Raw genomic sequence first — 13427 nt, 5'->3', positions numbered from 1 at the left:
TACTACCTATGAAAGAACTTAAGCACCTTAATAAATACTTTAAAAAATATTGGCTTAAGCTTTTTCTCGGAATCATTATTACCGTGGTAGCCAGGCTTTTTCAACTGATTATGCCCTCATATGTAAATAACTCTATTACCGTAGTAGAGCAATATATAAAGGCAGAAATAGAAAAATCTACTGCGCAAGAATTATTAATGGAATATATTTTAATTATTGTTGGCGCTGCTTTATTATCTGGTTTTTTTACATTTTTAATGCGTCAACTAATTATCAACATATCTAGGTATATTGAATATGATCTTAAAAATGAAATATTTGATCACTACCAAAAACTAAGTCTCAACTTCTACAAAAAAAATAGAACAGGAGATTTAATGAATAGAATTAGTGAAGATGTTAATGAAGTTAGAATGTACGCAGGACCTGCAATTATGTATGGTATACAGACCTTAACCTTGTTTGCATGTTTAATACCATTAATGTTTATTAAAGCACCAACATTGGCTGCTTACACCCTATTGCCTTTACCAATCTTATCTGTTTTAATTTATCAAATAAGTAAAGTAATCCATAAAAGAAGCACTATAGTACAACAATACCTATCAACTTTATCCACGTTTACACAAGAAATATTTTCTGGGGTATCTGTTATTAAGGCGTACGCATTAGAACCACAAACAAATAATGACTTAGTAAATCTTGCCATCGAGGGAAAAGAAAAAAGTGTAAGTCTAGCAAAAGTAAACGCTTGGTTTTTTCCTTTAATGATTCTTTTAATAGGAATCAGTAATATTTTGGTCATATATATTGGAGGCAAACAATATTTAGCGGGTGAAATTGAAGTTGGGCTTATAGCTGAATTCATATTATATGTAAATATGTTAACATGGCCAGTTGCTATTGTTGGGTGGCTAACTTCTATTGTACAAAGAGCAGCAGCAAGTCAAGAGCGTATCAATGAATTTTTAAATCAAGAATCTGAATTAAAAAACACTCCTACTCATGAGCACAAGGTAAAAGGCAAAATTGAATTTAAAGATGTAGATTTCACTTACCAAGACACTAACATAAATGCCCTAAAACATTTATCGTTCACTATAAATGAAGGCGAGACTACAGCTATTATTGGCAAAACAGGTTCTGGAAAATCTACTATTCTTGATTTGGTAGCACGATTATACGACACTACTTCTGGAGAAATCTTAATTGATAACGAGCCAATAAAGAGCATAGACCTTACTAGTTTAAGAGAATCTATTGGTGCAGTACCGCAAGATGCATTCTTATTCTCTGACAGTATTAAGAACAACATTAAGTTTGGGAAAGAAAATGCAACAGACCAAGAAATTATAGATATAGCTAAAGATGCTGTAGTTCATGAAAATATTATGGGCTTCTCTAAAAAGTACGATACTGTTCTTGGCGAAAGAGGCATTACATTAAGTGGAGGACAAAAGCAAAGAGTTTCAATTGCAAGAGCTTTAATTAAAAAACCACAAATCTATTTATTCGATGATTGCCTTTCTGCTGTTGATACCGAAACCGAAGAAGAAATTTTAAATAATCTTAAAAAAGCTTCTAAGAATAGAACTACATTAATTGTAAGTCATAGAGTATCATCGGCTAAAAATGCTGATAAAATTTTGGTTTTAGATGATGGCAGACTCATTCAAGAGGGTACCCACGATGAATTAAATACCCAAGAAGGGTATTATAAAGACCTCTATCACAAACAGCTCTCCGAGAAAGAAAATTAGAAAATTGTTGTCGGATAGCGTTTTTTTTTTCATTTTTGATAGTATAACGACACTAAACATTAGAAATGAGCGAAAGAGATTTATCAGATCAGGAAGAAATTCACTCCAAAGTTTTACGGGCAGGTAGAAGAACGTACTTTTTCGATGTAAGAAGTACTAAGGCTGGGGATTATTATTTGACAATTACAGAAAGTAAGAAATTTACACATGACGATGGATCGTTCCATTACAAAAAGCATAAAATTTATTTATACAAAGAAGACTTTGATGCTTTTAAAGAGAACGTTGAAGAAATGATGGATTTTATAATTAACGAAAAAGGTTCTGAAGTTATCTCTGAGAGACACCAAAAAGACTTTAAAAAAGAAGAAGCTGAAATTGAAGTACCAGTAGAAAATACATCTACCAACACTTCTAGTTTTACAGATGTAAGCTTCGAGGATATTTAATTAAAATCTTTTACTAAAATATCAAAAACGACCCTTAAGTATAAGGGTCGTTTTTATTTTACGGCTTTTCATTTCATACTTTACCGTAAAGCATATTTAACCAGCAGAATGTTTATCATAGTTAAAACTACAGTAATCAATAGTGCAATACTAAGTGTAGAAAATATTGATAACAGTATAAAAAGTAACAGTAGGTAAATAGGATATGATAGTAAGCCAAATGCGAATCTAAAAGTTCCCATAAACTCATCTTCTGGCACCTTCGGCTTTAGCCATAATCGCCAGACAATAACAACGGGAAAATTTAAAATACTAAATACTGATTTGTAGAAATCAGTATTTTGATTCGGAATAACCACTTCATTAGAATCGCCTAAATACTGCTTTGAATAAGCCTTAACTTTCTTATTTATAGCAATAGGATTCAAAAAATCTGCTTTTTCATTTATCAGCCTATTGTTTATAGCATCGTATTGCTCTTCATTTGGTATATGAGTTGTCAATTGCCGTAAATTGCTTGTAATCTTATTTTTGATAGTAAGACTAGAGGAATTTAAATCCGCTGCATTAAATAGCCTCTTAGCCGATATAGGGTTACCATAATAAATAGAAACCTCATCTGGAAAATGTGTTGCATTTTTATAATTAAACCCTACAGGAATTAATTGAACATCTAAATCTGGGTAAAGCTCAAAAGCCCTGAATAATATTCTAGTGAACCCTTTACTTAACGGCCTAACCCTTCGCTGCAAACTATGATTTGCCTCCGGAAATAAAAGCAATGCCTCACTCCTATTTAAAATTTCTGCACAAGAATTAAAAATCGCATCATTATTAGAAAGTGTGCCCCTACCATCACGCATTCTATAAATGGGTAACATTTGAAAATAGTTAAAAACACGTTTTAAAAATTTTCCTTTAAAAACATCTGATCTGGTTAAAAAATAAGGTTTACGATTACAATCTGTTGCAATCAACAACACATCTATTAAGGCACTTTGATGGTTAGGCAGGAACATTACCGGTTTATCTAGTGGTATATTTTCTAGCCCTGAAATAGTAGTTTTTTTATGATAACCGTAAAGTCCGGTTTTCACTATTACTTTCACTATGGAATAAATAAATCCGCTCAAGCTACAGTCTCTTTAACAACCGACTTTCTATTCCAAAAAGCAGCTAAAATTAAACCAGAAATTATATGCCAAATCCCCCAAAATGCAGCAAGTAATGCCATACCTCCTAAACCATCAAAGAAGGTAAAAATTAATAACAACCCAAGTCCAGAATTTTGTATTCCGGTTTCTATGGTAATCGATCGTAAACTATCTTCTGGTAAATGAAATAATCTCCCCAAACTATATCCTGTAGAAAAAGCTACCAGATTATGAATTAGAACAATCCAAAAAACATAAAGAATATAATCCATGAAAATTACTCGGTTATTATACAGTGCTATAAACACTAAGCAAATAAAGAATACTAGTGAAACTATTTTCAGCTTCTTAGCTATTTTTAAAGCTAGCACAGGGTTACTATAATTTAAATACATACCCAATACTAACGGAAGACCTAACAACAAAAAGACCAGTTTGACCATCTCTAAAGGTGATATAGAAATTTCATTTATTAGACTTGAACTGGGTTCATACAACATAGACCAGAAATGAAAATTCAATGGTGTCATTACTATTGCCAAAATAGTTGCAATTGCCGTTAGGCTTACAGATAATGCAGTATTAGCCTTTGACAGATAAGAAATAAAATTAGAAATATTACCACCAGGGCAGGCTGCAACCATAAACATTCCTAACGCAATGCTTGGGAAGGGCTCAATAATCAAAACCAGTAAAAAAGTAATTGCAGGCAGTAAAATGAATTGACTAGTTAACCCAACCAATAGTGCTTTTGGTTTTGACCATAGAGGTTTAAAATCTGAAATTGATATCTCTAATGCAACCCCAAACATCACTAAACCTAAAACTAAGTTCATAACCCATAATGAACCAGAATCAAAATTAATAAGAACCTTATCTAAAATACTTTCTGTCAAAAATTTAGGAAATTTTTAATCCGTTAGGCACTTTCATTTGAGGCTGAATTAGCACCACCGAACTTTTTTCTACAGCACCTAATATAAGACATTCGCTCATGAAATTCGCAATTTGTTTCTTAGGAAAATTTACCACCGCTATAACTTGATTACCTATAATTTCCTCTTTTTTATACTTTTCGGTTATTTGGGCAGATGTTTTTCTAACGCCTATTTCCGAACCAAAATCTATTTCTAATTTGTAAGATGGATTTCTAGCTTCCGGAAAGTCATAAACTGCAATTACAGTACCTACCCTCATATCAATTTTACTAAAATCACCCCATGTAATAGTTTCTTCCATTATGTAATTCTGAGTTTTTCTATTAATTCTTTTGGCACATTTCCTGAATACATGCCATAAGCATCTACTAACAACCCCTTCTCTCCTGTATTGGTTTCTATAACATACAGAATGGTGTTATCATCTGGGTTGCTCATACCCTCAAAACGATAAAATTTCACAACATCCAATTCGGTTGCCGAATGAATCTTCTTTTTGTTTTTATTTTCAACCCCAGCGTCACAAAGGTTAAAATCTTCGGTATAGCCTTCTTCTTGTAACGCTTTAATTGCAATAGACAATGATACATATGATTTTTCCATAACTATAATTTTTAATGGATTAATGAATTTAAGAATAGTATAAAGTAAAAGCAAGGGGTATTAATTTGTTAACTTAGTACACTAAAATTTTAGTTGATATGGCAAGAACGGAAAGCAAAATGTTGGCACTAGGCACACTGGCTCCAGAATTTAGTTTGTTAGATACTATTAGCAAACAGACGTTGAACCTACATGCTTTAAATGGAGAAAAGGGCACCGTAATAATGTTCATTTGTAATCATTGCCCATTTGTTATTCATGTAAATCCAGAAATCACTAAAATGGCTATAGAATACAGGAAAAAGGGTATTCATTTTATTGCTATCTCTAGTAATGATGTCGAAAATTATCCTGAAGACGCTCCGCAATTCATGCGAATTAAGGCAAAAGCTGAAAATTACACTTTTCCATATTTATATGATGAAGACCAGAGTGTAGCTAAAAAATACGATGCGGCTTGCACCCCAGATTTCTATCTTTTTGATGATAAGCTTAAGCTAGTCTATAGAGGGCAGTTAGACGATTCTAGACCTGGAAACGAATTACCTTTAAATGGTAAGGATCTTAGAAATGCGATTGACAATTTAATCACCGGAAAAGAAATTGACCCTCTGCAAAAGCCCAGCATTGGCTGTAATATTAAGTGGAAGAAAAACAGCTAATAAAATTTGTATATCAGTTTAGTTTATGGATGATACTATTAAATTTGAAGTACTACAGCCATCTCATTACCAAACGTATATAGAAATAGGCACAAAAGCTTATAACCAACATTATAGACATTTATGGCCCAATGGAGTTACTGACACCTATATTGAAAGCAGTTTTACACATCAAGTTTTATTGAATGAAGAACAAGATGAGAATACTGTTCTGTATTTGATTAAAGTAAATATTGAATATATAGGAATACTTAAAATTACGCTTCACAAAGAATTACAAACCTACAATAAGCTTGATGCTCTTTACCTAGATAAGATTTATATTCTCAAAGAATTCTCTGGCAAAGGTATAGGCACCAAAAGCTTGCATTTTGTAGAAAATATAGCCAAGAAGCATTTAAAAAAGGCCATTTTTCTAGAATCTATGCAAAAAGGACCTGCACTACAATTCTACATAAATAATAATTTCTCAATTGTAGGCACTACCAAAGTACCTTTCAGCAATGTTATTGAAGAAGAAAAACCAATGTATTTATTAAAAAAGGATATTTAAAAATCTTACCAATTTTGTCTCAAAGCTAAATTTTCAATGTGAGCAAAATGATGATTACTATGCCAAGCATATTTACCAATATTCTCTGCCACAGAAACATTTACATTTCCATCTGGGTGTATGTAACTTACCTTTAAATCTTCTGACGAAAGTCTGGTTAACAAATAAACCAATTTGGCATGCAAGGCCGTCAGATAGGATAAGGATAAAGAAATTGGGGCCGTTCTAGCATCAATCAGCTCACTCCATTTTTTTTCTTCATAAACCTTAATCAATGGTCTATTCTCTGTCAATGCCCATTTAAAACGTGTGTAACTATGGTGATGACTATCTGCCATATGGTGTATTACCTGTCTTACCGTCCAACCATCTTTTCTATAAGGGGTATTGAGTTGATTTTCAGAAAAATTATTTACAAGATTTGACAAACGTTCAGGTAGGGTTTCCAATACCTTAATCCATATTTCAATATCATCTTTTGAGATATCCTTTGGGCATTCAAAATGTCCAATCGGGTATTTTAATTTTTCTAATTCTTCCATAATTTAAAAGTAGAAATTTTAATAGACTTTTAACCTAAAACCTTTAGCCAAGGTTATATAATCTACTAATTTTATAGGATATAATATTAATTATACAAAATCATACCATTATGGCAACAATACGCTTAGGAGATAAAGCTCCTAATTTCACAGCAGATAGCTCAGTAGGAACTATAAATTTATACGATTACCTTGGTGATAGCTGGGGAATATTATTTTCTCACCCAGCAGATTTCACACCAGTATGTACTACAGAGTTAGGTACAGCTGCAAAATTTAAGGGAGAATTTGATAAGAGAAATGTAAAAATGATTGCTTTGAGTGTTGACGGCGCAGCATCACATGCAGAATGGATCAAAGACATTAACGAAGTTCAGGATACGGTAGTTAATTTTCCTATTATAGCTGATGAAGACAAAAAAGTTTCAGATTTATATGACATGATTCACCCAAATGCAGACAACAATCTTACCGTTCGTTCTGTTTTTATAATTGCTCCAGATAAGTCCGTTAAGTTGACATTGACGTACCCAGCATCTACGGGAAGAAATTTCTACGAACTTTTAAGAGTAATAGATTCCTTGCAACTTACAGCTAATCATAAAGTTGCAACACCAGCAAATTGGGAACATGGAAAGGATGTAGTAGTTAGTCCTGCTATATCTACAGCAGATGCAAAGGACATATTTTCTAAGGGAGTTACCGAAGTAAAACCATATTTAAGAATGACGCCAGACCCTACTGCATAGGCTTAAAAACAAGTTCATTCTCAATACTTTAGACTATTATTATTAACATTAAGATAACGCGTAAGTTTTTAAGTATTTAAACAAAAAAAAACTATCTTCGCACTTTAATTAATATTTAATTTTTCTATTATGAGTAAAGGAACAGTAAAATTCTTCAATGATTCTAAAGGTTACGGATTTATCACTGAAGATGGTTCAAACGAAGATCATTTTGTACACATTTCTGGCTTAATCGATGAAGTTCGTGAAGGTGATGTTGTAGAATTTGAACTACAACAAGGTAAAAAAGGATTAAACGCCGTTAATGTGAAAGTAATTGACTAGGTAACGATTTAACTTTTTTATAGTATAAAACCCGAACCAATTGGTTTGGGTTTTTTTATGCGCTTTATTTTAAAATTTGTTCAACTTAAACGCAACCTTTTATATAAATACCTATCTATAGATTAAACAAGAACGGTTCCCCGACCTTATACCTATAGTTATGACCACATTTTTGACCGTATTTTTAGTTTTAATGATTGTTAATGTAATATTGCTTTTAGGAAGTTTTATTACCCGAAAAAAATAAGCATCAAAAAAACACCTATATCATTACAATACAGGTGTTTTAATAGTATTTAAAAAGTAAGCTACTTAACCAACTTTCATTAATTCTACATCAAATATTAATGTGGCATCTGGTGGTATAACACCACCTGCACCTGCAGATCCATAAGCTAAGTCTGATGGAATTACAAAACGTGCCTTATCACCAACTTGTAATAAAGAGATACCTTCATCCCAACCTGGGATTACTTGACCAATTCCCAATTGAAAATCTATAGGAGAATTACGCTTGTAAGACGAATCAAAAACCTGACCGTCTAAAAGAGACCCTTCATAATGTACAGAGACCTTTTGCCCTTTTTCAGCTTTAGCTCCGTCACCTTTCTGAATCATTTTGTAACGTAATCCAGAAGCCGTAGATTCAAAACCTGCAGCAACTTTATCAAGTTCTGCTTCTTTTTTTGCTTTTTCTGCTGCTAATCTAAGCTCTCCAGAAGCATTGAAATCTTCAAAAGCTTTTAATGCATCCCATTTTTCGGCTACATCGCCAACTCTTACAATTTCCAAAGACTCAATAACATCATCTTGTGCTATGTCATCTACAACTTCTTGCCCTGCAGCAACATGTCCAAAAATAGTATGCTTGTTATCTAACCATGGTGTTGGTACATGTGTAATAAAGAACTGACTACCATTAGTTCCAGGACCAGAATTAGCCATAGATAGTACACCTGGAGCATCATGCTTTAATTCTGGGTGAAATTCATCATCAAACTTGTAACCAGCATCGCCAGTACCTCTACCTTGAGGACAACCACCTTGAATCATAAAATCTGGAATAACCCTATGAAATTTTAAACCATTATAATAAGGCTCACCTTTACCTTTGGCGCTATTTTCTTTATTACCCTCTGCTAAAGCAACAAAATTACCAACTGTTCCCGGAGTTTTGTCATGAGTTAATTTAACTAGTATTTCGCCTTTATTTGTATTAAACTTGGCGTAAATTCCTTCTTCCATTTTAGTTTTTTTAAGTATGCCGCAAAGGTAAAGAAATTTAACGATTTGATCATTTTAACAATTTCAAATGACAAATAATTAATACCCTAATAATTTTAAATCTACACTATGCATCAAATGTAGATAGAAGAACATAGTTAATTAAAACCCGTACGTATCTACTAAATAAATTAAACTTGCCATTGATGCTGCTCCTAACTGAAGTTCGCGTCTATTCACATGTTCAAACGTATCGTTTTCAGCATGGTGGTGATCAAAATACCGTTGAGAATCTGGTCTTAATCCCGCAAGTACTAAACCCTCTTTTTTCAACGGACCAATATCTGCACCACTAAATCCTTTTTTAAAAGAATGTATTAAATATGGTTCAAAAAGGCTTTTCCACTCCAACACTTTCTCAAAGTCTTTATCTGAACTGTCAAAAGTAAAACCACGTGGAGTAAACCCACCAGAATCACTTTCTAAAGCGAATATGTGTTTTTCATTATTGGTCGCAGCAACTTCTGCATATTTATTTCCTCCCCTTAAACCATTTTCTTCATTCATAAATAGAACCACTCTTATTGTTCGTTTTGGTTTATAACCTGTTTTCTTAAAAAGGTTTAAGACCTCCATACTTTGAACACAACCTGCACCGTCATCATGAGAACCATCGCCTAGATCCCAAGAATCTAAATGCCCACCAACTACTATAACCTCTTCTGGGGTAGTACTTCCTTTAATTTCAGCAATAACATTATAAGATTCAACATCATTAAACTGCTTACAATTCTGCTTAAAAAAGAATTTAATTTCAGGATTCAATTTCAAGGAAGTGCTTAACAATTCGGCAGCATTAGTACTAATTGCCGCTGCAGGTATTCTTTCCGATTCAACCTGATCACCATAACCCATTGAACCCGTATGTGGATAATCATCTAATCGAAGATTCATTGATCTGACAATTACACCAAATGCACCATATTTAGATGCTTCCAAAGCACCCGCATATCGTTGATCAACGCAATTAGAATAGGCTGTAAAAGTATCTATCTGTGTAGCATCCATTGGTTTATTAAAAAACACAATCTTACCTTCTATCTTTTCTTTACCTAAAATTGCCAGTTGCTCAATGCCCTCTACCTCTATAATATTTGCTTTTATTCCTCTTGGTGGTGTAGGCACAGAACCTCCTAATGCACAAATGGGCACATTTGTAGTGGCTCCAGGAGACGTTTCAAAATATGCAAATTCTGGCGTACCTCTAACCCATTTTGGTACCATAACTGGTTGTAGCCAAACCTTATCGACCCCTAAAGAATCTAACTGAGATTTGGTATAATTAACTGCCTGCTGTGCTTGTATTGATCCAGATAACCTACCACCTATTTGATTAGATAGGTAATTTAACCAATCATACCCCTTACCCTCTGTTAAGGCAGTATCATAAAGCTTCTTAATCTGTTCTTGGTCTGTACTTTGCGAAAACCCGAAAGATGTGCAAGCAATAACAAATAATAGTACCAGTTTACTGTTCACCTTGTAATTGTTCTTCATAGCTGTCTAAATTAGCCTTTATTTTATCGCTCAACATAGGCTCCTTAATATCTTTGTATTTTTTTAACGATTGAAGCAAAATTGAAGCAACTATTATACGTGTAGCTTTTTTATTATCCGCAGGAATAGCAAACCATGGTGCATGATCATGAGTTGTTTTAGAAATAGCTTCCTCATAGCACTTTTGGTAAACATCCCAAAGCTTTCGCTCTTTTAAATCGCCTGGAGAAAATTTCCAATGTTTCTCTTTAATTGCAAGCCTTCTTAATAATCGTTGTCTTTGCTCTTCTTTAGATAGGTTTAGAAAAAACTTAAATATCAATGTGCCATTTTCTGCTAAATGACGCTCAAAATCGTTGATTTGTTCAAATCTTTTTTCCCAGAAATTTTGGTCTATATCATCTACAGTATGTATACCAGGTATATGCTCACTTAATATATACTCTGGGTGTACCCTTGTTACCAATACATTCTCATAATGAGTTCTATTGAAAACTCCGAATTTTCCTTTTGCCGGTAAAACCAAATAGTGACGCCATAAATAGTTATGACTCAATTCTAATTCTGTTGGCACCTTAAAACTATGTACTTCAACACCACTAACATTAAAATCTTTAAACACTTCACGTATTAAACTATCTTTTCCTGCGGTATCCATACCCTGTAAACAAACTAGAATACTGTATTTTCCATGTGCATATATGGTATCTTGAAACTCTCCCAGCTCTCTTCTAATACTTGATAATTCTTTTTTAAGTTCTTTATCAGATTTTCCAAAATCTTCAAAAGTCTCATTATCAGTTATTTTGAAATTTTTATTGGTTCTATAATTGTCTACTTTTATCTTATCCATACCGAAATATAAAATATAATATTTATGAATACTAATTCTATAAAATATCCTACATAACCAAAACCATTTAAATTCCGTTTATCGAAATTGATAGGTATTGTATCGAAAATAATATTTTCAACAAGGTAAAGCATATAAATTTACCTGTGTAAGACCCCAAATTTTACAGCTAATACACCTACTTATGAAGAAAAATATCTATTTTTTCTGCGTTATTGCACTAGTATCCTTGTCCTCATTTACAGCTAATGTAGAATGTGAATATGCAAATTCTAACATGGGATACGCAAAATCACAGATAACTGCTGCATTAAGTACCCAAGATATAAACCAAGCTAGGTTTTATGCTTACAAAGCGTTAAACGCCTTAGAAAAATCAAAAGATCAATTAAAGGTTTGTGGATGTACGTATGCCAAAACAAGTGTATACGAGAACATTGAGGTTTTAACACTTGCAACAAAATCAACTACACTAGAAGGGACAATTAGTTATTTGAACGAATCTATTGAACTTACGGATAACACAATTTTAGTATTAGAATCTCATGATACTCATGATAGTATATACTCTAATAATGAACTGTCGGTAAATACAAATTCATCCACGGAAGTTAAAACAGGAAAAAAAGTAAAATTTGATAAAAACATATTTGAAAATATTGATATTTCACTAGAAAAATATCGAGTTTCATTAGATAAAGTTGTTCAAACTGTCAACTGTAAAGATGCTACTGCTTTTGCTACAAGAATTTTCAATGAAAGCGAAGCTCAATTGCTAAAACCTAACATCTCAGAAGGAAGCAAATATTACAATTTACGTACCAAAGAAATTACCCAAGAAGCTTTGAACAAAATAGGTGACTGTGCAAAAAAATAAGTTGGCCAAGTTATTTACTGGCAAATAGTTTTACATCATCTTCCGATACATCTTGTCCTCCAAGAATAATTAGTCGTTCTACAACATTTCTTAGTTCACGAATATTACCGGTCCAATCATAGGCTTTAAGCAGTTTTATAGCGGTATCTGAAAACGTTTTAGCAGCCATGCCTTGCTCTTCTGTAATTTTCTTAGAAAAATGCTCAATCAGTAATGGTATATCATCACGTCTATCGTTTAAACTAGGCACTTGAATTAGAATAACTGCCAATCTATGGTATAAATCTTCTCTAAAGTTACCCTCCTCAATTTCCTTTTTTAAATCTTTATTGGTTGCAGCAATTACACGAACATCAACCTTTATGTCTTTATCCGTTCCAACACGAGAAATCTTACTTTCTTGAAGTGCTCTTAGAACTTTTGCTTGCGCGGAAAGACTCATATCACCAATCTCATCCAAAAAAATTGTTCCTTTATTAGCCGCTTCAAATTTACCCGCCCTATCTTTTACTGCAGATGTAAATGCACCTTTAACGTGTCCAAATAGTTCACTTTCTATTAATTCTGAAGGAATAGCAGCACAGTTTACCTCTATAAACGAACCTGAGCTTCTTGCACTTTTTTCATGTAACCAATGTGCTACAAGCTCTTTACCGGTACCATTAGACCCTGTAATTAATACACGGGCATCTGTAGGAGCTACTTTCTCAATCATTTCCTTGATTGTATTAATTTCGCCGCTTTCACCGATCATCTCATAGTTCTTGCTCACCTTTTTCTTCAAGTTCTTATTCTCTACAACCAGAACTTTTCTATCTAAGGCATTTCTAACCGTGGTAAGTAATCTATTTAAATCTGGCGGTTTTGATATATAATCAAAGGCACCTAATCTCATGGTATTAACTGCAGTATCTAAATCTCCATGCCCAGAAATCATGATAAAAGGAATTTCTGGCTTAATTTTTCGAGCAGCCTCTAGAACCTCTACACCATCCATTTTTGGCATTTTTATATCGCAAAGCACCAAGTCGTAATCATTATTCTTTATGGTTTCAATTCCTTTCAATCCATCTTCAGCTTCCTCCACAGAATACGCATCATTCTCTTCAGATAGAATTTTAACCAAAACTCTTCTAATTGCCGCTTCATCTTCGATTACTAATATTTTTGACATAACTGCTT

The 13427-nt window shown here is 33.2% G+C and carries 16 protein-coding genes; 7 read left to right on the top strand and 9 right to left on the bottom strand.

Annotated features, from left to right (window positions below; translation table 11 throughout):
- The first annotated feature begins 8 nt into the window (after window positions 1-8).
- Both P178_RS0100315 and P178_RS0100310 read left to right on the top strand, forming a co-directional pair.
- Complete coding sequence (locus P178_RS0100315) at window positions 9-1760, top strand: ABC transporter ATP-binding protein (RefSeq protein WP_027064357.1); 1752 nt, start codon at window positions 9-11, stop codon at window positions 1758-1760.
- Window positions 1761-1825: 65 nt separating this feature from the next.
- Window positions 1826-2209: a PUR family DNA/RNA-binding protein gene (locus P178_RS0100310; RefSeq protein WP_027064356.1), complete on the top strand. Its 384-nt coding sequence runs from the start codon at window positions 1826-1828 to the stop codon at window positions 2207-2209.
- 80 nt (window positions 2210-2289) lie between these two features.
- Here the strand turns inward: P178_RS0100310 and P178_RS0100305 are convergent, their stop codons facing one another.
- From P178_RS0100305 to P178_RS0100290, 4 genes are read right to left on the bottom strand one after another with little or no spacing between them, the layout of a single operon-like run.
- Window positions 2290-3342, bottom strand: coding sequence for a lysophospholipid acyltransferase family protein (locus P178_RS0100305; RefSeq protein WP_051638127.1), 1053 nt, complete (start codon window positions 3340-3342; stop codon window positions 2290-2292).
- Window positions 3339-4259 carry a bile acid:sodium symporter family protein gene (locus tag P178_RS0100300; RefSeq protein ID WP_027064354.1) on the bottom strand — a complete coding sequence of 307 codons (921 nt, stop codon included), beginning with the start codon at window positions 4257-4259 and terminating at the stop codon, window positions 3339-3341. Before P178_RS0100300 ends, P178_RS0100305 begins: the two co-directional genes overlap by 4 nt.
- A 4-nt stretch (window positions 4260-4263) precedes the next feature.
- Window positions 4264-4602 (bottom strand): tRNA-binding protein, encoded by a 339-nt coding sequence (locus tag P178_RS0100295; protein WP_027064353.1) that lies wholly within the window; start codon window positions 4600-4602, stop codon window positions 4264-4266.
- Entirely contained in the window at window positions 4602-4904 is a 303-nt protein-coding gene (locus P178_RS0100290; protein ID WP_027064352.1) for a hypothetical protein, read from the bottom strand. Before P178_RS0100290 ends, P178_RS0100295 begins: the two co-directional genes overlap by 1 nt.
- A gap of 98 nt (window positions 4905-5002) precedes the next feature.
- Here P178_RS0100290 and P178_RS0100285 point away from each other — a divergent pair, with 98 nt between their 5' ends.
- The gene (locus P178_RS0100285) at window positions 5003-5566 is read left to right on the top strand and encodes a thioredoxin family protein (protein WP_027064351.1); all 564 of its coding nucleotides are present in this window, start codon (window positions 5003-5005) and stop codon (window positions 5564-5566) included.
- A gap of 25 nt (window positions 5567-5591) precedes the next feature.
- Entirely contained in the window at window positions 5592-6119 is a 528-nt protein-coding gene (locus P178_RS0100280) for a GNAT family N-acetyltransferase (protein WP_027064350.1), read from the top strand.
- Window positions 6120-6124: 5 nt separating this feature from the next.
- On the opposite strand, the gene P178_RS0100275 is transcribed toward P178_RS0100280, so the two are convergent.
- Window positions 6125-6661: a YfiT family bacillithiol transferase gene (locus P178_RS0100275; protein WP_027064349.1), complete on the bottom strand. Its 537-nt coding sequence runs from the start codon at window positions 6659-6661 to the stop codon at window positions 6125-6127.
- Between the two features lie 110 nt (window positions 6662-6771).
- On the opposite strand from P178_RS0100275, the gene P178_RS0100270 reads away from it, so the two are divergent.
- Both P178_RS0100270 and P178_RS0100265 read left to right on the top strand, forming a co-directional pair.
- On the top strand, window positions 6772-7410 hold the full coding sequence (locus tag P178_RS0100270) for a peroxiredoxin (RefSeq protein WP_027064348.1): 639 nt from the start codon (window positions 6772-6774) through the stop codon (window positions 7408-7410).
- 129 nt (window positions 7411-7539) lie between these two features.
- Window positions 7540-7734: a cold-shock protein gene (locus P178_RS0100265; protein ID WP_027064347.1), complete on the top strand. Its 195-nt coding sequence runs from the start codon at window positions 7540-7542 to the stop codon at window positions 7732-7734.
- A gap of 312 nt (window positions 7735-8046) precedes the next feature.
- Here the strand turns inward: P178_RS0100265 and P178_RS0100260 are convergent, their stop codons facing one another.
- From P178_RS0100260 to P178_RS0100250, 3 genes are all read right to left on the bottom strand, one after another.
- Window positions 8047-8979 carry a peptidylprolyl isomerase gene (locus tag P178_RS0100260; RefSeq protein WP_027064346.1) on the bottom strand — a complete coding sequence of 311 codons (933 nt, stop codon included), beginning with the start codon at window positions 8977-8979 and terminating at the stop codon, window positions 8047-8049.
- Between the two features lie 141 nt (window positions 8980-9120).
- Window positions 9121-10515, bottom strand: a complete 1395-nt coding sequence (locus P178_RS0100255) for a M20/M25/M40 family metallo-hydrolase (protein ID WP_027064345.1) — start codon at window positions 10513-10515, stop codon at window positions 9121-9123.
- Window positions 10487-11368: a PPK2 family polyphosphate kinase gene (locus P178_RS0100250; protein WP_027064344.1), complete on the bottom strand. Its 882-nt coding sequence runs from the start codon at window positions 11366-11368 to the stop codon at window positions 10487-10489. Before P178_RS0100250 ends, P178_RS0100255 begins: the two co-directional genes overlap by 29 nt.
- A 184-nt stretch (window positions 11369-11552) precedes the next feature.
- Between P178_RS0100250 and P178_RS0100240 the strand changes: the two genes are divergently transcribed.
- Entirely contained in the window at window positions 11553-12245 is a 693-nt protein-coding gene (locus P178_RS0100240) for a hypothetical protein (RefSeq protein ID WP_027064343.1), read from the top strand.
- Window positions 12246-12255: 10 nt separating this feature from the next.
- On the opposite strand, the gene P178_RS0100235 is transcribed toward P178_RS0100240, so the two are convergent.
- A complete protein-coding gene (locus tag P178_RS0100235; RefSeq protein ID WP_027064342.1) occupies window positions 12256-13419 on the bottom strand; it encodes a sigma-54-dependent transcriptional regulator in 1164 nt (387 codons plus the stop codon).
- Window positions 13420-13427 lie beyond the last annotated feature (8 nt).

The sequence above is a fragment of the Maribacter sp. Hel_I_7 genome (assembly GCF_000688315.1).
Lineage (GTDB): Bacteria > Bacteroidota > Bacteroidia > Flavobacteriales > Flavobacteriaceae > Maribacter > Maribacter stanieri.
The sequence above is the reverse complement of the archived record's forward strand: the minus strand, read 5'-3'. Positions and strand labels throughout refer to the sequence as shown.

What these genes read in the sequence shown, in the direction of transcription:
- P178_RS0100310 (WP_027064356.1), top strand. Translation starts at nt 1,826, where the DNA reads ATGAGCGAAAGAGATTTATCAGATCAGGAAGAAATTCACTCCAAAGTT.
- P178_RS0100295 (WP_027064353.1), bottom strand. Translation starts at nt 4,602, where the DNA reads ATGGAAGAAACTATTACATGGGGTGATTTTAGTAAAATTGATATGAGG.
- P178_RS0100250 (WP_027064344.1), bottom strand. Translation starts at nt 11,368, where the DNA reads ATGGATAAGATAAAAGTAGACAATTATAGAACCAATAAAAATTTCAAA.
- P178_RS0100240 (WP_027064343.1), top strand. Translation starts at nt 11,553, where the DNA reads ATGAAGAAAAATATCTATTTTTTCTGCGTTATTGCACTAGTATCCTTG.
- P178_RS0100255 (WP_027064345.1), bottom strand. Translation starts at nt 10,515, where the DNA reads ATGAAGAACAATTACAAGGTGAACAGTAAACTGGTACTATTATTTGTT.
- P178_RS0100265 (WP_027064347.1), top strand. Translation starts at nt 7,540, where the DNA reads ATGAGTAAAGGAACAGTAAAATTCTTCAATGATTCTAAAGGTTACGGA.
- P178_RS0100260 (WP_027064346.1), bottom strand. Translation starts at nt 8,979, where the DNA reads ATGGAAGAAGGAATTTACGCCAAGTTTAATACAAATAAAGGCGAAATA.
- P178_RS0100290 (WP_027064352.1), bottom strand. Translation starts at nt 4,904, where the DNA reads ATGGAAAAATCATATGTATCATTGTCTATTGCAATTAAAGCGTTACAA.
- P178_RS0100285 (WP_027064351.1), top strand. Translation starts at nt 5,003, where the DNA reads ATGGCAAGAACGGAAAGCAAAATGTTGGCACTAGGCACACTGGCTCCA.
- P178_RS0100275 (WP_027064349.1), bottom strand. Translation starts at nt 6,661, where the DNA reads ATGGAAGAATTAGAAAAATTAAAATACCCGATTGGACATTTTGAATGC.
- P178_RS0100270 (WP_027064348.1), top strand. Translation starts at nt 6,772, where the DNA reads ATGGCAACAATACGCTTAGGAGATAAAGCTCCTAATTTCACAGCAGAT.
- P178_RS0100235 (WP_027064342.1), bottom strand. Translation starts at nt 13,419, where the DNA reads ATGTCAAAAATATTAGTAATCGAAGATGAAGCGGCAATTAGAAGAGTT.
- P178_RS0100280 (WP_027064350.1), top strand. Translation starts at nt 5,592, where the DNA reads ATGGATGATACTATTAAATTTGAAGTACTACAGCCATCTCATTACCAA.
- P178_RS0100315 (WP_027064357.1), top strand. Translation starts at nt 9, where the DNA reads ATGAAAGAACTTAAGCACCTTAATAAATACTTTAAAAAATATTGGCTT.